General features: G+C 73.6%; 16 protein-coding genes, 1 other RNA gene and 2 pseudogenes. 11 read left to right on the top strand and 8 right to left on the bottom strand.

Translation table 11 applies throughout. The annotated features are described in order from the left end of the window. Positions 1 to 337: 337 nt before the first annotated feature. Positions 338 to 1,732 (bottom strand): annotated as a pseudogene (locus E6U81_RS38615) (HtaA domain-containing protein); the annotation flags it as partial. 115 nt (positions 1,733 to 1,847) lie between these two features. Here E6U81_RS38615 and E6U81_RS38610 point away from each other — a divergent pair. The 6 genes from E6U81_RS38610 (at position 1,848) to efeU (ending at position 8,541) form a co-directional block, all read left to right on the top strand. Then, positions 1,848 to 2,864, top strand: a complete 1,017-nt coding sequence (locus E6U81_RS38610) for an ABC transporter substrate-binding protein (RefSeq protein ID WP_240804269.1) — start codon at positions 1,848 to 1,850, stop codon at positions 2,862 to 2,864. 1 nt (position 2,865) lies between these two features. After that, positions 2,866 to 4,038 carry an iron ABC transporter permease gene (locus E6U81_RS38605; protein WP_206310130.1) on the top strand — a complete coding sequence of 391 codons (1,173 nt, stop codon included), beginning with the start codon at positions 2,866 to 2,868 and terminating at the stop codon, positions 4,036 to 4,038. Positions 4,039 to 4,091: 53 nt separating this feature from the next. After that, on the top strand, positions 4,092 to 4,979 hold the full coding sequence (locus E6U81_RS38600) for a heme ABC transporter ATP-binding protein (RefSeq protein WP_136234663.1): 888 nt from the start codon (positions 4,092 to 4,094) through the stop codon (positions 4,977 to 4,979). 186 nt (positions 4,980 to 5,165) lie between these two features. Further along, on the top strand, positions 5,166 to 6,317 hold the full coding sequence (gene efeO / locus E6U81_RS38595) for an iron uptake system protein EfeO (protein ID WP_136234660.1): 1,152 nt from the start codon (positions 5,166 to 5,168) through the stop codon (positions 6,315 to 6,317). A 35-nt stretch (positions 6,318 to 6,352) separates the two neighbouring features. Continuing rightward, positions 6,353 to 7,651 (top strand): iron uptake transporter deferrochelatase/peroxidase subunit, encoded by a 1,299-nt coding sequence (gene efeB, locus E6U81_RS38590; protein WP_136234659.1) that lies wholly within the window; start codon positions 6,353 to 6,355, stop codon positions 7,649 to 7,651. Between the two features lie 26 nt (positions 7,652 to 7,677). After that, on the top strand, positions 7,678 to 8,541 hold the full coding sequence (gene efeU, locus E6U81_RS38585; protein WP_136234658.1) for an iron uptake transporter permease EfeU: 864 nt from the start codon (positions 7,678 to 7,680) through the stop codon (positions 8,539 to 8,541). A 4-nt stretch (positions 8,542 to 8,545) separates the two neighbouring features. Here the strand turns inward: efeU and E6U81_RS38580 are convergent, their stop codons facing one another. The 3 genes from E6U81_RS38580 to E6U81_RS38570 are packed head-to-tail and all read right to left on the bottom strand — an operon-like array spanning position 8,546 to position 10,788. Next, complete coding sequence (locus E6U81_RS38580) at positions 8,546 to 9,109, bottom strand: GNAT family N-acetyltransferase (RefSeq protein ID WP_136234657.1); 564 nt, start codon at positions 9,107 to 9,109, stop codon at positions 8,546 to 8,548. Next, entirely contained in the window at positions 9,106 to 9,969 is an 864-nt protein-coding gene (locus E6U81_RS38575; RefSeq protein ID WP_136234656.1) for a PhzF family phenazine biosynthesis isomerase, read from the bottom strand. Before E6U81_RS38575 ends, E6U81_RS38580 begins: the two co-directional genes overlap by 4 nt. 57 nt (positions 9,970 to 10,026) lie before the next feature. Continuing rightward, entirely contained in the window at positions 10,027 to 10,788 is a 762-nt protein-coding gene (locus E6U81_RS38570; RefSeq protein WP_136234655.1) for an SDR family oxidoreductase, read from the bottom strand. A gap of 109 nt (positions 10,789 to 10,897) precedes the next feature. Here E6U81_RS38570 and E6U81_RS38565 point away from each other — a divergent pair, with 109 nt between their 5' ends. Then, a complete protein-coding gene (locus E6U81_RS38565) occupies positions 10,898 to 12,217 on the top strand; it encodes a Bcr/CflA family multidrug efflux MFS transporter (RefSeq protein WP_136234654.1) in 1,320 nt (439 codons plus the stop codon). 63 nt (positions 12,218 to 12,280) lie between these two features. After that, entirely contained in the window at positions 12,281 to 13,294 is a 1,014-nt protein-coding gene (locus E6U81_RS38560; protein WP_136234653.1) for a small ribosomal subunit Rsm22 family protein, read from the top strand. A 22-nt stretch (positions 13,295 to 13,316) separates the two neighbouring features. Here the strand turns inward: E6U81_RS38560 and ddaH are convergent. After that, positions 13,317 to 14,144: pseudogene (ddaH, locus tag E6U81_RS38555) on the bottom strand (dimethylargininase); the annotation flags it as partial. 140 nt (positions 14,145 to 14,284) lie between these two features. Between ddaH and E6U81_RS38550 the strand changes: the two are divergent. Further along, a complete protein-coding gene (locus E6U81_RS38550; protein ID WP_136234651.1) occupies positions 14,285 to 14,896 on the top strand; it encodes a TetR/AcrR family transcriptional regulator in 612 nt (203 codons plus the stop codon). Positions 14,897 to 15,066: 170 nt separating this feature from the next. Beyond that, on the top strand, positions 15,067 to 15,816 hold the full coding sequence (locus E6U81_RS38545; RefSeq protein WP_136234650.1) for a bifunctional DNA primase/polymerase: 750 nt from the start codon (positions 15,067 to 15,069) through the stop codon (positions 15,814 to 15,816). Positions 15,817 to 15,877: 61 nt separating this feature from the next. Here the strand turns inward: E6U81_RS38545 and yaaA are convergent, their stop codons facing one another. From yaaA to E6U81_RS38530, 3 genes are all read right to left on the bottom strand, one after another. Further along, the gene (gene yaaA / locus E6U81_RS38540) at positions 15,878 to 16,681 is read right to left on the bottom strand and encodes a peroxide stress protein YaaA (protein ID WP_136234649.1); all 804 of its coding nucleotides are present in this window, start codon (positions 16,679 to 16,681) and stop codon (positions 15,878 to 15,880) included. 88 nt (positions 16,682 to 16,769) lie between these two features. Beyond that, positions 16,770 to 17,600 carry a hypothetical protein gene (locus E6U81_RS38535; RefSeq protein ID WP_136234648.1) on the bottom strand — a complete coding sequence of 277 codons (831 nt, stop codon included), beginning with the start codon at positions 17,598 to 17,600 and terminating at the stop codon, positions 16,770 to 16,772. Continuing rightward, a complete protein-coding gene (locus E6U81_RS38530; protein WP_136234647.1) occupies positions 17,597 to 18,331 on the bottom strand; it encodes a MerR family transcriptional regulator in 735 nt (244 codons plus the stop codon). The genes E6U81_RS38535 and E6U81_RS38530 overlap by 4 nt, the downstream gene beginning before the upstream one ends. A 77-nt stretch (positions 18,332 to 18,408) precedes the next feature. Here E6U81_RS38530 and rnpB point away from each other — a divergent pair. Beyond that, an RNA gene (gene rnpB / locus E6U81_RS38525) (RNase P RNA component class A) lies at positions 18,409 to 18,810 on the top strand. The last annotated feature ends 242 nt before the right edge of the window (positions 18,811 to 19,052 follow it).

The following is a 19,052-nucleotide window of genomic DNA, read 5'->3' as shown; positions in this document are numbered from 1 at the left end:
TCGCGCATACCGCGCAACTGGCCGGACGGCCGGGCAACGCCCCGGCGCTGGCCGAGGCCGGCCGGTACTTCGGGCGGCTCGCACACCTGCTGGACGCGGTGGAGGACCAGGGCGCCGACGCCGAGGCCTCGGACGGAGCCGCGGCGGCCGAGGCGGCGGCGGGGGCCGAAGCCGAGGCGGGGCCATGGGCCTTGGCAGGAGCCGGGGCGGGCTCCGATGCCGACGCCGCGGACGGGGCCTGGGCCGAACCGGCGGCCGGGGCCGGGGCGGGCGCCCCGGCAGCACCCGAGCCCGCGGCCGGAGCCGCAGTGGGCGCCGGAGCCTGGGCCGAGGCCGCGGAATCGGCACCGGCGGCGGCCGGGGCCTGGCGGCGCTTGCGCAGCAGGAAGGCTGCGGCGGCGGCCAGGAGCAGGACGGCCGCGGCCAGGCCGACGTAGAGCCCGGTGTTCGAGGACTTCCCGGACTCCGCGGCGGGGGCGGGTTCGTCGGCCGACGGCGCGGGGGCGGGAGCCGCCGACGGCGAGGCCGTGGAGCCCAGGTCGGGCAGGGCCGGCAGCTTAGCGGTGGCGTCGAGGGCGACGGCCAGCGAGACGGGGTCCATCTCGGTGCCGGCCTTGTACATGGAGTTGAAGGCCTGGGAGCCGCCCTCGGTGAGGGTGGCCGGGGCCTCGGTCAGGGTGACGAGCGCACCCTCGGTCTTCAGGGCCTTGGCGTCGAACTCGACCAGCGGAACGGCGTTCTTCGTCGTGCCCGCCGTGGTGACGTCCGCGGACAGCACGCCCTTGCCGTTCTCCACCTTCACGCCCATTTTGCCGAGCGTCAGGTCCAGGTGGGCCCCGGTGAACTTGACGGTGCCGGCGAAGGCCGCGTCAAGCGTGCCCTTCTGGCCGTCGTACGCGCCCTTGCCCTGCGGGAAGCGGAACAGCGCGCCACCGTCCTGGGCACCCTCGGCGAGGGTCCACTTGCCCTGGCCGATCGAACCGGTGACGTACTCGCGGAAGGTGCGGCGCACCCCCCAGTCGACGGCGGCGTCCGCGAAGGCGCCGGGCGTCTGCGTCGCCTCCGCCGGGGTGCTCGGCTGCGCGGACGGCGACTGCGAGGCCTCCGCCGCCGGAGCCGTCTTCACGTCGGCCGAGAGCGACAGCGGGTCGAGCCGCGCACCGGCCGGGTAGTAGCCGGCGAACGCCTGGGCGCCCTGGGAGGTGAGGGTGACCGGGATGTTCGTGAGGGTCAGCGGGGTGCCGCCGCCCTTCATGTCGATCCCGCCGACGCCGAGCGTCGCGAAGGGCACCTGGCTCTGGTTGCTGACCGTGCCGGTGTCCTTGGCCTTGCTGGAGACGTCCACGTACAGCGTCCCGCTACCGCCGCTGATCTTGACGGTGGGGCGGCTGACGGTCATGTCCAGCTCGTATACGCCGTCCGGCTTCTGGTGGCCCTGGAAGGTCACTCCGCCGGAGTACGAGGCTTCGAACGCGCCCGTCCCGGGGTCGTAGGAGCCGGTCGCCGAGTGGAAGCGGAACAGACTTCCGCCCACCGTGGCGGCTCCGCTCTTCAGCTTGAAACCGCCTTTTGCCACCGGACCGGTGACATAACTCTGGAAAGACGATTTGATGCCCCAGTCGAGCCGACCCCCCTGCACGGTGCCCGCGTGAGCGGCGGTCGCCGGGAGCAGGGCCCCCAACAGGCCCGCCAGCAGGGCGATGGTGAGCGTACGGACGGGTCTCGCGGGCATGAATGCCCCCTCCAGGGTCTAGCAAGCAAGGTTAGGCTAACCTAAGCTAAACGCTGGCCGGATGGAAACCCCCCGGTCCCCAGAACCTCAGTCGGACGATCAGGACGGTGCCTTCGTGCCTACGCCCGCCGCGTCACACCGCTTTCCCCGTCTCGCAGTTGCCGTGGCAGCACTGGCACTCGCACTGACGGGCTGCGGAGGTACGGCCACCCCTCCGGGCTCATCCGCCCCCGCCGCCGCTGCCGCTCCGGACCGGGTGGAGCCACTCGCCGCGACGCCGCAGCCCGCCCTGCCGGTGACCGTGCCCTCGGCCGACGGCACCCAGGTGACCGTCGCCTCGGCCGACCGGGTGATCCCTCTGACCGGCAGCCTCAACGAGATCGTCCATACGCTGGGTCTCGGCGGACAGGTCGTCGCCAAGGACATCACGGCCACCTTCGAACAGGCCGCCGCCCTGCCGGTGGTGACGCGTGGCCACGACGTCTCCGCCGAGAGCGTGCTCTCGCTGCGCCCCACGCTGGTGCTGGCGGAGACCACCACCGGTCCCGCCGAGGCGATCCAGCAGATCCGCGACGCCGGCATCCCGGTCCTCGTGGTCGCTCCCGCCAAGGGGCTGGACGACGTGCCGAAGCGGATCGACACCGTCGCCACCGCGCTCGGCGTCAAGGACGCCGGAGCGCAGCTGAACCAGCGCACCGCCGACCGAATCGCAGCCGTCCGCAAGAACGTTCCTGCGGCCGGGGGCAAGCAGCCCCGGGTGGCCTTCCTCTACCTGCGGGGCACCGCCTCCGTCTACCTGCTGGGCGGTTCGGACTCCGGCGCCGCCTCGCTGCTGGAGGCGGCCGGCGCGGTCGACACCGGCAAGGAGTCCGGTCTCGGCAAGGACTTCACCCCGATCACCAGCGAGGCCCTGGCGGCCGCCGCCCCCGACGCGATCCTGGTCATGTCCAAGGGCCTCGAATCGGTCGGCGGCATCGACGGCCTGGTGAAGATCCCGGGCGTCGCCCAGACCCCGGCCGGCATGGACCGGCGCGTGGTCACGGTCGACGACGGGGTCCTCCTCAACTACGGCCCCCGCACGGACCAGGTCCTGTCCTCCCTGATCAGCCAGCTCTACGGCAAGGGGGCCTGAGGTGACCCTTTCCTACGACCCCGCCGAAGCCGCCCCGCCCGCCGCCGGAGCCCCCGCCACGCACCCCGCCGACGCCACCAGGCCCGCCGACCCCACCAGGCCCGCCGACCCCGCAGTACCCGCCAAGCCCGCCGCAGGCGAACGGCGCGGCCGAAAGGCCCTGCTCCTCACCATCGCCCTGGTCGCGACCCTGCTCCTCCTCGCCCTGGTCTCCGCCGGCACGGGCGCCTACCGCATCCCCACCGCGGACGTACTCGCCTCCGCCCAGCACCGCCTGGGCCTCGGCGGCGCACCGCTGGACCGGGTCGGCGAGAGCGTGCTGTGGAACGTACGCCTCCCCCGCGTCGTGCTCGCGCTGCTCGTCGGCGCCAGCCTCGGCTGCGCGGGCGCGCTCATGCAGGGCGTCTTCGGCAACCCGCTCGCCGAGCCCGGCGTCATCGGCATCTCGGCGGGCGCCGCCGTCGGCGCGGTCGCCGCCATCGGCCTCGGCCTCAGCTTCTTCGGCAACTGGACCATCACCGTCTGCGCGTTCGTCGCGGGCCTGATCACCGTCAGCTCGGTCTACCTCCTCTCCCGCAACGGCGGGAAGACGGAGGTCGTCACGCTGATCCTCACCGGCATCGCGGTCAACGCCTTCGCCGGCGCCCTCATCGGACTGTTCGTGTTCTTCGCGGACAGCGGCCAGGTCAACCAGATCACCTTCTGGCAGCTGGGCTCCCTGGCCCAGGCCACCTGGCCCAAGGTGCTCGCGGTCCTCCCCTGCGCCCTCGCCGGCCTGCTTGTCGCCCCCTTCTACGCCCGCCGGCTCGACCTGCTCTCGCTCGGCGAGCGGCCCGCCCGCCACCTCGGCATCGACGTCGAACGGCTGCGCCTGGCCCTCATCCTGGTCGTCGCCCTGCTCACCGCGGCCGCCGTGGCCGTCGCCGGCGTCATCACCTTCATCGGCCTGCTCGTCCCGCACCTGCTGCGCATGGCCAACGGCCCCGGCCACCGCTTCCTGGTCCCGGGCAGCGCCCTGGCCGGGGCCGTGGTCCTGGTCGCGGGCGACCTCGCCGCCCGGACCCTCGCCCAGCCCGCCGAGCTGCCGCTCGGCGTCCTGACCGCCCTGATCGGCAGCCCGTTCTTCTTCTGGCTGCTGCGTCGCACCCGCCGCAAGCAAGGAGGCTGGGCGTGACCCGCGCCGCCACCGACACCAACACCGCCACCGCCACCGCCGGGCCCGGCCCCCTGGCCCGCCTGTTCGCCCGCGGCCGCCGCACCGTCCCCGCCCGGCCGGCCCCCGGCGCGGCCCTCGCCGAGGCCGTGGACCTGCACGTCCGGCTCGGGCAGCGCGAGGTGCTCGCCGGCATCGACCTGTCCGCCCGGGCCGGCGAGGTGCTGGCGCTGGTCGGCCCCAACGGCGCGGGCAAGTCCACCCTTCTCGGCGCCCTCGCCGCGGACCTGCCGGCCGCCTCCGGCGAAGTCCGCATCGACGGCCGCCCGGTGGGCGACTGGAGCGCCCCGGACCTCGCGCTGCGCCGCTCGGTCCTGCCCCAGTCCGCCGCGCTGTCCTTCCCCTTCCCCGTCGAGGACGTCGTACGGATGGGCCGCGCGCCGTGGGCCGGCACCCCCTTCGCCGAGGCGGACGAGGAGGCCGTCGCCACCGCGATGGCCGCGGCCGAGGTCACCGAATTCGCCGCGCGCCCCTTCTCCGCGCTCTCCGGCGGCGAGCGGGCCCGCGTGGCGCTGGCCCGCGTACTGGCCCAGCGGGCCCCGCTGCTGCTGCTCGACGAGCCCACCGCCGCCCTCGACCTGCGCCACCAGGAACTCGTGCTGCGCCTCTGCCGGGAGCGGGCCGGGGCCGGTGACGCGGTCGTCGTCGTCCTGCACGACCTGGGGCTGGCCGCCGCCTACGCGGACCGGGCCGCCGTCCTGCACGACGGGCGGATCGCCGCGGACGGTCCGCCGGCCGAGGTGTTCGAGGACGCCCTCCTCAGCCGCGTGTACCGGCAGCCCGTCGAGGTGCTCCCGCACCCCCGCACGGGTGCCCCGCTGGTGATCCCCGTACGGGCCGCGAAACGAGCCGCGGAAGGGTCCCCGGAACGCGTCGGCACACCGGACGGTATGCCCTCTTGACCCCTGCTTGACCGGGCCTTGGGCTTGTCGTGGAGGGTCCGTGACGGCCCCGTGTCCCAGCCCGGAACGTGAGACCTGAATCACTGCACGAGGGGGTATGGGTGAAGTAAGGCTCGGTTAAGTTAGGTCCGCCTCACCGGCCTCTCCCCCTTGGGACGGCCCTCGTCCGACGCCCAGGAGCCCCCTATGCGCCCCGCCCGCCTCACCGTCGCCGCCGCCACCGCGGTGGCCGCCCTGACCGTCGCCACCGGCTGCTCCCAGAAGAGCGACGCGGGCGACGAGGCGATCCGCGTGGCGGCCTCCGACAGCGCCTGCGACGTGTCGAAGACGGAGTTCCCGGCCGGCAAGGTGCAGATCGACGTCGAGAACAAGGGCTCCAAGGTCACCGAGGTCTACGTCCTCTTCCCGGACGCCCGCATCGTCACCGAGCGCGAGAACATCGGCCCGGGCACCAAGGCGTCCATCACCGCCGAGATCAAGGCGGGCGACTACGAGATCGTCTGCAAGCCCGGCATGAAGGGCGACGGCATCGCCCAGAAGGTCAAGGCGACCGGGGCGAAGGGCGCCGCCGAGGAGAAGCGCAGCCCGGAGGCGGACGCCGCCGTCGCCGCGTACCGCGCGTACGTGGTCGCGCAGGCCGAGGAGACCCTCCCCAAGGCGCAGGCCTTCGCGGACGCGGTCAAGTCCGGCGACGTCGAGGCCGCCAAGAAGGCGTACGCGCCCTCCCGCATCGGCTGGGAGCGCACCGAACCGGTCGCCGAGTCCTTCGGCGACATCGACCCGAAGGTCGACGTCCGCGAGGACGGCCTGGAGGCCGGCCAGGACCCGGCGAAGGACTGGACGGGCTGGCACCGCCTGGAGAAGTCCCTGTGGGCCGACAACAAGATCGACGACAACGACAAGAAGCTCGCCGACACCCTGATCGCGGACCTGACCGACTGGCAGAAGAAGGTCGGCCAGGCGGAGATCACCCCCACCTCGATCGCCAACGGCGCCAAGGAGCTCCTCGACGAGGTCGCCACCGGCAAGGTCACGGGTGAGGAGGAGCGCTATTCCCACACCGACCTGGTCGACTTCAAGGCCAACGTCGAGGGCGCGCAGAAGGCGTACGAGCTGCTCAAGCCGATCGCCGAGAAGAACGACCCGGAGCTGTCCAAGCAGCTCGACGCCCAGTTCGCGGCCCTGAACACCCTCCTGGACAAGTACCGCGCCGACAAGACCTCCTACGAGTTCACCTCGTACGACAAGGTCGGCGAGGCGGAGCGCAAGGAGCTCTCGGACGGCGTGAACGCGCTCGCCGAGCCGCTGTCCAAGCTCGCCGCCGCGGTCGCGAAGTAACGAACGGGCGGAACGAAAGCAGACGGGAGCAGACGATGACCGAGTCGCAACCGGCGGCGGAGCAGCCGCAGCAGGACGGCGACACCTCTCCGGCGGCCTCCCCGGCGGCCGCCGGGGCCGCACCCTCCCGTCGTGCGGTGCTCGGCTGGGGCGGGGCCGGGCTCGCGCTCGGCGCCGCCGCGGCCGGCGGTGCGGCCGTGGCCTTCGGCGGCGGCTCGGACATGGTCTCGGCCGCGGGCGGGGCCGTGCCCTTCCACGGGGAGCACCAGGCCGGGATCGCGAGCGCCGTGCAGGACCGTCTGCACTTCGCGGCCTTCGACGTGAAGACGAAGGACCGCGGGCAGCTGGTCGAGCTCCTGAAGGAGTGGACCGCGGCGGCCCGTCTGATGACGGCGGGCCTGCCGGTCGGCGACGTGTACGAGGGCCTGCCGGAGGCCCCGCCGACCGACACCGGCGAGGCCCTCGGCCTGAAGGCCTCCCGGCTGACCCTGACCGTCGGTTTCGGTCCGGGCCTGTTCGCCAAGGACCGGTTCGGGCTGGAGGGCAGGCGCCCCGGGGCGCTGGTGGACCTGGAGCTGTTCCCCGGCGACAACCTGGACCCGGCCCGCTCCGGCGGCGACCTGTGCGTGCAGGCGTGCGCCGACGACCCGCAGGTCGCCGTGCACGCCATCCGCCAGCTGGCCCGGATCGGCTTCGGCCGGGTCGCGGTGCGCTGGTCGCAGCTCGGCTTCGGCAAGACCTCGTCGACGACTCCGGACGAGCAGACCCCGCGCAACATGATGGGCTTCAAGGACGGCACCCGGAACATCTCGGGCACCGACAAGGCGGCCCTGGACCAGCACGTGTGGGTCGGCGCGGGCGACGGCAGCGACTGGCTGACGGGCGGCTCGTACCTGGTGGCGCGCCGGATCCGGATGAACATCGAGACCTGGGACCGGACATCGCTCCAGGAGCAGGAGGACATCTTCGGCCGCGACAAGGGCGAGGGTGCCCCCGTGGGCAAGTCCAGGGAGCGCGACGAGCCCTTCCTGAAGGCGATGAAGCCGGAGGCGCACGTCCGTCTCGCGCACCCGGACACCAACAACGGTGCGACGATCCTGCGGCGCGGCTACTCCTTCACCGACGGCACGGACGGCCTGGGCCGCCTCGACGCGGGCCTGTTCTTCCTCGCCTACCAGCGCGACGTCCGCACGGGCTTCGTCCCGATCCAGCGCAACCTGGCGAAGTCCGACGTCCTCAACGAATACATCCAGCACGTGGGTTCGGCCGTCTTCGCCGTCCCGCCGGGCGTCCGCGACAAGGACGACTGGTGGGGCCGGACGCTGTTCGCGTAAGTATCCGCCGGAGAGGAAGAACCACCGTGTTCGGCAACTATCTGATCGGCCTGCGCGAGGGGCTGGAGGCCAGTCTGGTCGTCTGCATCCTCGTCGCGTACCTGGTGAAGACGGACCGCCGGGACGCCCTGCGTCCGGTGTGGCTCGGCATCGGGATCGCCTGCGCGCTCTCGCTCGCCTTCGGCGCGATGCTCGAATTCGGCTCCCAGGAGCTGACCTTCGAGGCGCAGGAGCTGCTGGGCGGCAGCCTGTCGATCATCTCGGTGGGGCTGGTGACGTGGATGGTCTTCTGGATGAAGCGCACCGCGCGGCACCTGAGGGCCGAGCTGCACGGCAAGCTCGACACGGCGCTCGCCATGGGCACCGGCGCGCTCGTCGCGACCGCTTTCCTGGCGGTCGGCCGGGAGGGCCTGGAGACCGCGCTGTTCGTGTGGGCGTCGGTACGGGCCAGCGGCGAGGGCTCCTCGGCGCCACTGATCGGTGTGCTGCTGGGCATCGCGACGGCGATCGTGCTCGGGTACCTCTTCTACCGGGGCGCCGTGCGGATCAACCTGGCGAAGTTCTTCCGGTGGACCGGCGCGATGCTGGTGGTCGTGGCCGCGGGCGTGCTCGCGTACGGCGTCCACGACCTCCAGGAGGCCCGCTTCCTGGGCGGTCTGAACGACAGGGCCTTCGACGTCAGCACGGCCGTCCCGCCGGACAGCTGGTACGGGACCCTGCTCAAGGGCGTCTTCAACTTCCAGCCGGACCCGACCGTCCTCCAGCTGACGGTGTGGGTGCTGTACCTGGTCCCCGTACTGGTGCTGTTCTTCGCCGAGCGCGGGCGCGGCGGCCCGGCGGGCACCCCGGCACGGGCCTCCGGCCCCTCGGACACCCGGCCCGCCGGCTGACGGTTCACCAGAGCCGGTCGACGCTCCCGGAGTGGAGCGGGACGCGCACGGCGGTGAAGGCCGCGCGGTCCGCGGCCGGGGCGTCGGTGAAGAAGGCCGCCATTACCACCTTGTCGAAGCCCGGGGCGTCGGTGGCCAGCGGGTCCTCGGGGGTGCCGCCCACGAGGACCGTGCCGGGCAGCGGTGCGAAGCCGGCCGCCTCGTAGAACGGCGCGAGGGGCCGGTCGCAGCTGAACAGCGCCAGGTCCACGGCCGGGTCCGCGGCGAGTTCCGCGCGGGCGGCCGCCACCAGCCGCCCGCCGATCCCCTGTCCGCGCAGCGCGCTCCGGGTCACGACGGAGCTCAGCCCGGCCGCCCGGTACGTGCGGCCGCCGAGCCGGATCCCCTTGTGGAGCAGCGACAGGGCGGCCGCGACCGTCCCGGCGTCGTCGACGAGCAGGAGGGTGCGCGGCGCCAGCGCCGGGTCGTGCCCGGGGGTGGAGCCGGGCCAGGCCTCTGCCTGCAGGTCGGCGACCTGGCGCGCCGCGGCGGCGGGTACGTCGGCCTCGGCGAAGCCGTGCAGCCTCACGGGATGCGGACCGCCGTACCGCCCACGCGGACGCGGGGGTCGCCCGCGCGGAGCCCGACGGTGAGGACGCCCGGGCGGCCCATGTCCGTGCCCTGATGGATGGTCAGTTCGGCCTCCTCCGGGACCAGGCCGAGCTCCCGGGCGTACGCGCCGAAGGCGGCCGCCGCGGCCCCCGTCGCCGGGTCCTCGACGACGCCGCCGACCGGGAACGGGTCGCGTGCGTGGAACTCCGCCGGGCCCGCGCGGTGCACCAGCTGGACCGTGGTGAGGTCCAAGCGCCGCATCAGCGCCTCCAGGCGGGCGAAGTCGTAGGCGAGGTCCGCGAGCCGGGCCCGGGTGGCGGCGCCGAGCACCAGGTGGCGGGCGCCGGCGTAGGCGATCCTCGGCGGGAACGCCGGGTCGAGGTCGGACTGCGGCCAGTCCAGTGCGGCGAGCGCCTCGGCGAGGTCGTCGGCGCCGACGTCCTCGGTGTGCGGCTCGACGCTGGTCAGCGTCGCCCGCAGGCGGCCGTCCTCGGCGGCGACGGACACGGGCACGGTGCCCGCCGGGGTGGCGAGGAGGAGTTCGCCGGGCCCGATCCGCTCCGCCAGTGCGACGGCCGTGGCGATGGTGGCGTGGCCGCAGAAGGGGACCTCCGCCTTCGGGCTGAAGTAGCGCGCGGTGAAGGAGCGGCCCTCCGGCCCGCCGAGCCCGTCGGGCGGGCCGGTGAGGAAGGCCGTCTCGCTGTAGCCCAGCCCGGCGGCGATCTCCAGCATCGCGGCGTCGTCCAGCCCGGAGGCGTCGAGCACGACCCCGGCGGGGTTGCCGCCGTCCGGGTCGCCGGAGAAGGCCGTGTAGCGCAGTACCTCGGTATCGGTCATGCGGTCATGATCGGCGCCGCCCCGCGCACTGGCAACGGAGATCGGGAGGAGAACGGCTCAGCCGCGGCCGATGTACGGCATGGCGGTGGCCATCACCGTCGCGAACTGCACGTTCGCCTCCAGCGGGAGCTCGGCCATGTGCAGGACCGTACGGGCCACGTCGGCGGCGTCCATGACCGGCTCGACGGCCAGCTGTCCGTTGGCCTGGAGGATGCCGGTCTGCATCCGCTCGGTCATCTCGGTCGCCGCGTTGCCGATGTCGATCTGGCCGCAGGCGATCCGGTACGGCCGCCCGTCCAGTGACAGGGACTTCGTCAGGCCGGTCATGGCGTGCTTCGTCGCGGTGTAGGCGATGGAGTTGGGTCGGGGCACGTGGGCGGAGATGGAGCCGTTGTTGACGATGCGGCCGCCCTGCGGATCCTGCGCCTTCATCTGCCGGAAGGCGGCCTGTGCGCAGAGGAAGGCGCCGGTCAGGTTGACGTCGACGACCGAGCGCCAGGCCTCGTAGGTGATGTCCTCCAGCGGGACCCCGCCGGGCCCGAAGGTGCCCGCGTTGTTGAAGAGCAGGTCGAGGCGCCCGTAGCGGGCGCGCACTGACTCGAACAGCCGATTCACGTGGTCAGGGTCGCTGACGTCGGCCGGCACGCACAGGACGTCGGCGCCGGTCCCGGCCGCGGCGGCGGTCTCCTCCAGCGGTTCGGCCCGGCGGCCGGCCAGGGCCACGGCCCATCCCCCCGCGGCCAGGGCCAGGGCCACGGAGCGGCCGATCCCGGAGCCGGCGCCGGTCACCACGGCGATCTTCTTCGTAGGTTCGTCCATGGGGCCGCAGGCTACGTCACAGCACGCCCCGGTCCCGGGACGTTCCGATTGCTGAGAACATGGGTCGGTCAGGGGTGCACAAAAGCAGATGAGAAGACTGGAGTTCCGCATGTCGGAGAGAGGCCCCGCGACGGCACCCTCGCACGACTCGTCGCCCGAATCGCCCTCCGCCCCCGGCACCACCGCGTCCCTGACGCGCGCCCGCCGCACGAGCCTGCTCGTCACCTTCATACTCGGCGGGCTCACCGCCCTCCCACCGCTGTCCATGGACATGTACCTGCCGGCGCTGCCGCAGGTCACCGACGCCCTGGACAGCCCCGCCGCGACGATCCAGCTGACCCTCACCGCCTGCCTCGCCGGCATGGCCCTCGGCCAGCTCGTCATCGGCCCGATGAGCGACAAGTGGGGCCGCCGCCGGCCGCTGCTCGTCGGCATGGTCGTCTACGTCCTGGCCACCGCGATCTGCGCCCTCGCCCCGACCGCCGAGCTGCTGATCGGCTTCCGGCTGCTCCAGGGGCTGGCCGGGGCCGCCGGCGTCGTCATCGCGCGCGCCGTCGTGCGCGACCTGTACGACGGCGACGAGATGGCCCGCTTCTTCTCCACCCTGATGCTCATATCCGGGGCCGCACCGATCGTCGCGCCGCTCATAGGCGGCCAGGTGCTGCGCTTCGCCGACTGGCGGGGCGTCTTCGTCGTCCTGACCGGCGTCGGCGCGGTCCTCACCCTGATGGTCTGGCGCGGTCTCGGCGAGACCCTGCCGCCCGAGCGGCGGCACACCGGCGGCGTCGGCTCCGCGCTGCGGACCATGCGCGGGCTGCTCGGCGACCGGGTCTTCACCGGCTACACCCTGACCGGCGGCTTCGCCTTCGCCGTCCTCTTCTCCTACATCTCCGCCTCCCCCTTCGTGGTGCAGGAGATCTACGGGGCCTCGCCCCAGACCTTCTCCCTGCTCTTCGGCCTGAACTCCTTCGGCCTGATCCTCGTCGGCCAGATCAACGGCAAGCTGCTGGTGGGCCGGGTGCGCCTGGACAAGGTGCTGGCCGTCGGCCTCGCGGTCGTCCTGGTCTCCGCGGTGTCCCTGCTGCTGATGGCGACGGGCGCCTTCGGCGAGGTCGGGCTGACCCCCATCGCCGCCGCGCTGTTCGTCCTCATGTCGGCGATGGGCATCGTGCTGCCGAACACCAACGCGCAGGCGCTGATGCGGACCCCGCACGCGGCCGGATCGGCCTCCGCGCTGCTCGGCACCTCGTCCTTCCTGGTCGGCGCGATCGCGTCACCGCTGGTGGGCATCGCGGGCGAGGACACGGCGGTCCCGATGGCCCTGGTGCAGCTGGTGTGCGCGGTGCTCTCGGTGAGCTGCTTCCTGGCCCTGTGCCGGCCCTGGCAGAAGCGGGACGCGCAGACGGCGCCCGCCCCGGCGGAGGACTGAGCCGGGGGCCGGAGCCGGGGCCTCGCTGACGGCCCCGGCCCCGGCCCGCCGTAAACTCGGCAGGTGAACGCCTCCGCCCCCACCACCGCCGAGACCCTCCGCAGCACGCTCGGCGGGCTGCTCGACGGTCTCCCGCCCAAGCAGGCCTCGGCCGCCGTCGAGCGGCTCATCGCCAACTACCGCGGGCGGACCCCCACCGACGCACCCGTACTGCGCGACCGCTCGGACGTCGCGGCGTACGCGGCCTACCGCATGCCCGCCACCTTCGAGGCCGTGCGGTCCGCCCTGGACGCACTGGCCGAGGCGGCACCCGACTGGGCGCCCGCCTCGCACGTGGACGTGGGCGGCGGTACGGGGGCGGCAACCTGGGCGGTGGACGCCACCTGGGACGGCCCGCGGCAGACCACCGTGCTGGACTGGGCCGAGCCGGCGCTGACCCTCGGCCGGGAACTGGCGGCCGCCTCCGGCTCGCAGGTGCTGCGCGGCGCCGAGTGGCGGCGGGCCGTCATCGGCGCCGGGCTGGCCATCCCCGACGCCGACCTGGTGACGGTGTCGTACGTGCTCGGCGAGCTGACCGGGCAGGCCCGTACGGCCGTCGTCGCCGAGGCGGCGCGGGCCGGCCGGGCGGTGGTGCTGATCGAGCCGGGCACGCCGGAGGGCTACCTGCGCATCCGCGAGGCCCGCGACCAGCTGATCGCGGCGGGGCTGCAGGTCGCCGCCCCGTGCCCGCACGACGGGGCCTGCCCCATCGAGGTCGGCAAGGACTGGTGCCACTTCTCGGCACGGGTCAGCCGCTCCTCCCTGCACCGGCAGGTCAAGGGCGGCTCGCTCCCGTACGAGGACGAGAAGTTCAGCTACGTCGCCGCGACCCGCTTCCCCGTCGGACCGGCCGCCTCCCGGATCACGCGCAAGCCGCAGATCCGCAAGGGCCTCGTCCTGCTGGAGCTGTGCGGCCCCGAGGAGGGCGACGGCGCGGGCCTGACCAAGGTCAACGTGACCAAGCGCCACGGCGACCTCTACAAGGCCGCGCGGGACGCCGACTGGGGCCGGGCCTGGCCGCCGCCCTCCGAGGGCTAGACGGACTGGGCGGTGCCGGGCCCTACGGGCGCAGCTCCTGGGTGCAGCACTTCACGCTGCCGCCGCCCTTGAGCAGTTCCCCGAGGTCCATCGGGACCGGTTCGAACCCCCGGTCGCGCAGCGGGCCGAACAGCCCGGTCGCCGCCTGCGGGAGCAGCACGTGCCGGCCGTCGGACACCGCGTTCAGGCCCAGGGCGGCCGCGTCCCGGCCGTCGGCGATCAGCGCGTCGGGGAAGAGCCGCCTGAGCACGCCCCGGCTGCCGGGCGAGAAGGCCTCGGGGTAGTACATGACCTCGTCGCCGTCGAGGACGCTGAGTGCGGTGTCCAGGTGGTAGTAGCGCGGGTCCACCAGGTCGAGGCCGATCACGGGCCGGCCGAAGAACTCCTGGGCCTCGTCGTGCGAGAGCGGGCTGGAGCGGAAGCCGCGCCCCGCGAGGATGAAGCTCGCCGTGACGGCGAAGTCGCCCTCGCCCTCGTTGACGTGGGAGGGCTCGTGGACGTCCTGGTAGCCGTGGTCGCGGAACCATGCGAGGTGCCGTTCGGCCTCGGCGGCACGTTCGGGGTGGGCGAAGCGGGCCCCGAGGACCCGGCCGTCGACCACCAGGGCCCCGTTCGCCGCGAACACCATGTCGGGCAGCTCGGGATCCGGTGCCAGGGTCTCGACGGTGTGTCCCAGGGACGCGTACCGGTCCCTGAGGTCTTCCCACTGGGTCTGGGCGAGGGGCAGGTCCACCGGTTTCGTGGGATCCATCCACGGGTTGATGGAGTACGTGACCTTGAAGTGTGCGGGTGGGCACATCAGATAGCGCCGGGGTGTGGCGTCTCTGCGCAAAGAAGGCTCCTCACGACTTTCACGACTCGGGACGAGTGCTGGAAAGAATCGTCTCTCCTGGACCGGGACGACGCAGTGGACCGATGGGGTGGTTTACCGAACCGTTGAGAGGCGAGGAGAAAAGGAGACGAGACGTCTCGCTTTGATAGTTTCGAGGTATGACCAAGACCCCTGACGCCGCACGCCGCAGCGACCGCTCCCGGCGCGCCATCCTCGACGCCGCGCTCGCCCTGGTCGGGGAGGTCGGCTACAACAAGCTGACCATCGAGGCCATCGCCGCCCGCGCCGGCGTCGGCAAGCAGACCATCTACCGCTGGTGGCCCTCGAAGGCCGCCGTCCTCCTGGAGGCCTCCCTCGCCCTCGCCGGGGACGCGGAGGCCGGCGCCGAGTGGGCCGGCTTCCCCGACACCGGGGACCTCGCCGCCGACCTGAAGTACGTACTGCGGGCGACGGTGGACGAGTTCAACGACGAGAAGTACGAGGCCCCCGCCCGCGCCCTGACCGCGGCCGGCGCCACCGACCCCGAGCTCGGCGCCCGGTTCACCGAGCAGCTGCTGGAGCCGCAGCTCGCCCTGTACGAGGCCCGGTTGCGCACGGCCCGCGAGGTCGGCCAGCTCGCACCCGACACGGACCTGCGGCTGACGGTCGAGATGCTGCTCGGGCCGCTGACGTACCGCTGGCTGCTGCGCACCGCGCCGCTCACGCACGCGTACACCGACGCGCTGGTGGACGGAGTGCTCGGCGGGGTGGCAAACGTCACCGCCCGCTAGCCGCCCGACATCCTGCGTTCACCCGGGAATGTTTGCCCTGATTCTGTGGGTATGTTGGGGTTGCTGGTCACCCGTCCCCGGCCCCCCGGTCTCACAGAGCGGTCACCCGGGGCGCAGGATGGTGGGACCATGTGAAGGTCTGCCGGGGCAACGGTGAGGTGAGGGGATAGATGGGGTCTGAGTCCGGCCGCGTCAAACGCGGCGAGCAGAGCAGGATTTCCCAGTGGCTGCGCCGGCGGCAGAAACCCACCGCCGAGGACCCCGCAGGCGAGCGCGAGGCGCTCCTCCTGGCCGTCGCGGCCGCCGGTCTCCCCCTCGCCCCCGCCGCCCATCCCGCCGGCTATCGATGTTCGTGCGACCGCATCGGCTGTCCGACTCCGGCACGACATCCCGTCTCCTTCGCCTGGCAGACCCAGTCGACCACCGACCGCGCACAGATCGAGCGGTGGGCGCGCAACCAGCCCCAGGCCAACTTCATCACCGCGACCGGCATGGTCCACGACGTACTCGACGTCCCGTTGGAAGCCGGCGCCGCCGCCCTCGCGCGGCTCCTGGAGGCCGGCATCAAGGTCGGCCCCGTCGCCGAATCGGGCGGCACGGGCGACCAGGCCCGGATGCTCTTCTTCACCGCCACCCGCGGCACCCCCGAGGACGAGGACGAGTGGTGGCCGTGCGCGCTGGACTGCCACCCCGAGACCATGGACGAACACCCGGGCCTGCGCTGGCACTGCCGCGGCAGCTACGTCCTGGTCCCGCCGGCGGCCCTCCCCGGTGACCTGGCGGTCACCTGGATCCGCGGCATGGAGCACTCCCTCCCGGACCCGCTCACCCTCCTGGAAACCCTGACGGACGCCTGCGCCGCGTACGCCGACACCTCCGACCGCACCCCGGCCACGGTCGCCTGGCCGCTCGGCCGTTGAGGCCCGGATCCACCACTGACGCGCGGCGCCGGGGGCGGCGCCCCCGGCCACCGGCGGCGCGTCAGTGGTGGATCTGCGTCACGACCACGTCGAGGGACCAGGACCGGCCCGCCTTCGCGGGGGCTTCCGCCTCGACGACGTAGCCCAGGTCCCGCAGGGCCGTCACCAGTTCGGCGGGAGTGCCGGGCACGGCGCCGGCCACCAGCAGGTCCCGGACCAGTCGGCCCTTCGTCGCCTTGTTGAAGTGGCTCACCACGGACCGCTTCTCCACGCCGTCGACCATCTGCGAGTGCAGCACCCGCACGGTCGCGGTCCGGCCGGCGACCTCGCCCTTGGGCTTCCACGCGGTCGCGTACGCCGCCGAACGAAGGTCCAGCACGAGCCCGTCCCCGGCGGCCGCGGGCAGCACCTCGGCCATCGGGGCGCGCCAGTGGGCACCGAGCGCGCCCAGCCCCGGCAGCTTCACGCCCATCGAGCAGCGGTACGAGGGGATGCGGTCGGTGACGCGCACCGCACCCCACAGCCCCGAGAAGACGAGCAGCGCGTCCTCGGCGGTCGCCCGCGCCGCCGCGGGCAGATCGGCCAGGCCCAGCGCGTCGTAGAGCACGCCGGTGTAGATCTCCCCCGCCGGGCGGGCCGCCGCCGAGCGCAGCTCCGCGTTCTTCGCGACCTCGCCCCGCAGGCCCTCGCTCAGGCCCAGCACCTCACGGGCCTTCAGCTCGTCGCCCGTGCACAGGTCGAGCAGTTCCTCCAGCACCGCCGCCCGGGCCTGCGCCAGGCCGGGCAGCGACAGCTCCTGCGGCTCCAGCGGTGCGCCGGAGCCGCCGGCGGCCTTTCCCTCGGAGGGCGGCAGCAGCACGAGCACGGTGGTTCTCCTTCAATACGACACGTCGCAGGGGATGCGGCCCCCCGGCCAGGGTAGACGCCCGCCCGCCCCGCCCGGCCCCCTCCGCCTACGCCGGCCGGCGCAGGGCCGCTACCAGGGTGCGGGGGTCGTCGGCGTGGAAGCGGACGGTGCGGGCCGACGCGCGGGCGCCGAGCGGGCGGAGGAAGGTGAGCGGGCGGTTCAGCTCCAGGGTCACCGTGGTCTGGCTGCCGACGATGAGGTCGAGCACCCCGTCCTCCGAGAGCGTGACCAGCCGCCCTTCGGGATAGCGGCGCTCCACCCGTACGGAGGCCACCGCGTCCGGCGGCACGGCGAGGTCGAAGAGGGCGCCGTAGCGGATCCGCAGCGTGCCGTCGGCGCCGACCACGTGCGGCCGGGTGACACAGGCTGCGTGCAGGGCGATCACCAGCAGGATCCCGTACACGTCCAGCACGAGCACCACCCGGTGGACGGCCGGCCAGGGGATGAGGAGGGCCAGCGCGACGGTCTCGACCACCGACACGAAGACCATTCCGTACATCATGGCCGTCTGCGGTCCGGTGTACGCGGCGGCGAGGTCCCCGGGGCGCACCCCGTACTTGCGGCGCAGGAGCCACCGGCCGAGGGAGGCGCCGGCGCGCAGCTCGTGCCGCAGCAGCCGCCGGACCTGGACCGGGACCACGGCGCGGGCCGCCGTCCGCAGGGCGGCCCGGGGCTCCTGGCCGGCCGCGCGGGCGGCGGCGTACAGGCGGTGCAGCACCCACGCCTCCAGCAGGAGCACCCCGAACACCACGGCCTCGGCGGCGGCCAGGGCCGGCGCGGGCGGCCGTACCCCCGCCGCCAGGCACACCACGAGCGCAAGCTCCGCCGGGAGGACCGCCGCCACCGCGATCCGGGCCGCCCGTACCGCGCGTGTCATCCCCGTCCCCTCTCGATGAAGGCCTCCATGACGCGGCGGACGACCTCCGCCTGTGCGGGGGCGTACTCGGCGAGCAGCGCCTCCTTGAACCCGGTCACGACCGCCCCGTCCCGGGGGATCGCGGCGAACACCTCGTCGGGGACCGCGGCCACCAGCTCGGCCGCCAGGCCCGGGACCCGCGGGTCGTCCGCGGGGGCCTCGGCGAGTTCGTCCAGCCGCTCGTACAGGGCGAGCACCGCGGGGTCGGCGGCCAGCGGCCCGAGCGCGGCGTAGACCTCCTCGCCGCCGGCACCCGTGGCGTCGAGGAGCGTCAGGTGCTCGCGGTCCTTCGCCGCTGCCGGCGAGGTGGTGCGCGGCGCCTTCGCCAGGAGTTCGGCGAGCGCGGGCGAGATCGGCTCGCCCTCTCCCGGTTCCGCGGCCAGGAGCACGGCGAGCCGTCGCCGCCGCTCCTTGATCCCGGCCTCCTGCCGGGCGAGGTCGGCGTCGAGTTCCTCCAGTACGTCGGCCAGGTCGCGCCCGGCGTCGTCCGCGAGGACGTCGCGCACCTCGTCGAGGCTGAGCCCGAGCTCGGTGAGCCGCCGTACGCGGGCCAGCAGGACGGCGTCCCGGACGGTGTAGGCCCGGTATCCGTTGGGGCGCCGCTCCGGTTCCGGGAGCAGCCCGACATGGTGGTAGTGCCGGATCGCCCGGGTGGTGACCCCGACGACCGCGGCGATCTCTCCGATCCGCATGCCCCCAGTAGAAACCCTGCCGTTGCGGCAAGGTCAAGCGGCGGCGGCACAGCCGGTAGCATGGTCGCCACGGCAGACGAGTCGGCCGGGCGGCCGCGTCGGGATCCTCGGATCCCGCCGAGGAACGTCCGGGCTCCACAGGGCAGGGTGGTGGGTAACGCCCACCCGGGGTGACCCGCGGGACAGTGCCACAGAAAACAGACCGCCGGGGGCTTCGGCCCTCGGTAAGGGTGAAACGGTGGTGTAAGAGACCACCAGCGCCTGGGGTGACCCAGGCGGCTAGGTAAACCCCACCCGGAGCAAGGTCAAGAGGATCCGTCCCCGGACGGGTCTGCGCGAACGCTTGAGGGCTGCCCGCCCGAGTTCGCGGGTAGACCGCACGAGGCCGGCGGCAACGCCGGTCCTAGATGGATGGCCGTCTCCCCGGCGACCGCGAGGTCACCGGGCGACAGAACCCGGCGTACAGGCCGGCTCGTCTGCCGCTTCCACTCCCGTTCGGGCAGCGGTTCTCTCTCCTGCCCAGCGCCTCGGCTCCCGCCCTTCGGCTCCCGCCGGGGTGGCCCGTTTTCCGCTGGGCGGGATGCCATGGGTGGGGCGGTGCCCCGCCGGAGTATCTCCTCGGCCCTTCGGCTCCCGCCGGGGTGGCCCGTTTTCCGCTGGGCGGGATGCCATGGGTGGAGCGGTGCCCCGCCGGAGTATCTCCTCGGCCCTTCGGCTCCCG

Source organism: Streptomyces sp. A0592 (genome assembly GCF_004795115.1).
GTDB lineage: Bacteria > Actinomycetota > Actinomycetes > Streptomycetales > Streptomycetaceae > Streptomyces > Streptomyces erythrochromogenes.
The sequence above is the reverse complement of the archived record's forward strand: the minus strand, read 5'-3'. Positions and strand labels throughout refer to the sequence as shown.

Excerpts from the sequence above, each read along its gene's own strand:
- efeO (WP_136234660.1), top strand. The coding sequence starts at position 5,166 with ATGCGCCCCGCCCGCCTCACCGTCGCCGCCGCCACCGCGGTGGCCGCC.
- efeB (WP_136234659.1), top strand. The coding sequence starts at position 6,353 with ATGACCGAGTCGCAACCGGCGGCGGAGCAGCCGCAGCAGGACGGCGAC.
- E6U81_RS38575 (WP_136234656.1), bottom strand. The coding sequence starts at position 9,969 with ATGACCGATACCGAGGTACTGCGCTACACGGCCTTCTCCGGCGACCCG.
- E6U81_RS38570 (WP_136234655.1), bottom strand. The coding sequence starts at position 10,788 with ATGGACGAACCTACGAAGAAGATCGCCGTGGTGACCGGCGCCGGCTCC.
- E6U81_RS38565 (WP_136234654.1), top strand. The coding sequence starts at position 10,898 with ATGTCGGAGAGAGGCCCCGCGACGGCACCCTCGCACGACTCGTCGCCC.
- E6U81_RS38550 (WP_136234651.1), top strand. The coding sequence starts at position 14,285 with ATGACCAAGACCCCTGACGCCGCACGCCGCAGCGACCGCTCCCGGCGC.
- E6U81_RS38545 (WP_136234650.1), top strand. The coding sequence starts at position 15,067 with ATGGGGTCTGAGTCCGGCCGCGTCAAACGCGGCGAGCAGAGCAGGATT.
- E6U81_RS38535 (WP_136234648.1), bottom strand. The coding sequence starts at position 17,600 with ATGACACGCGCGGTACGGGCGGCCCGGATCGCGGTGGCGGCGGTCCTC.
- E6U81_RS38530 (WP_136234647.1), bottom strand. The coding sequence starts at position 18,331 with ATGCGGATCGGAGAGATCGCCGCGGTCGTCGGGGTCACCACCCGGGCG.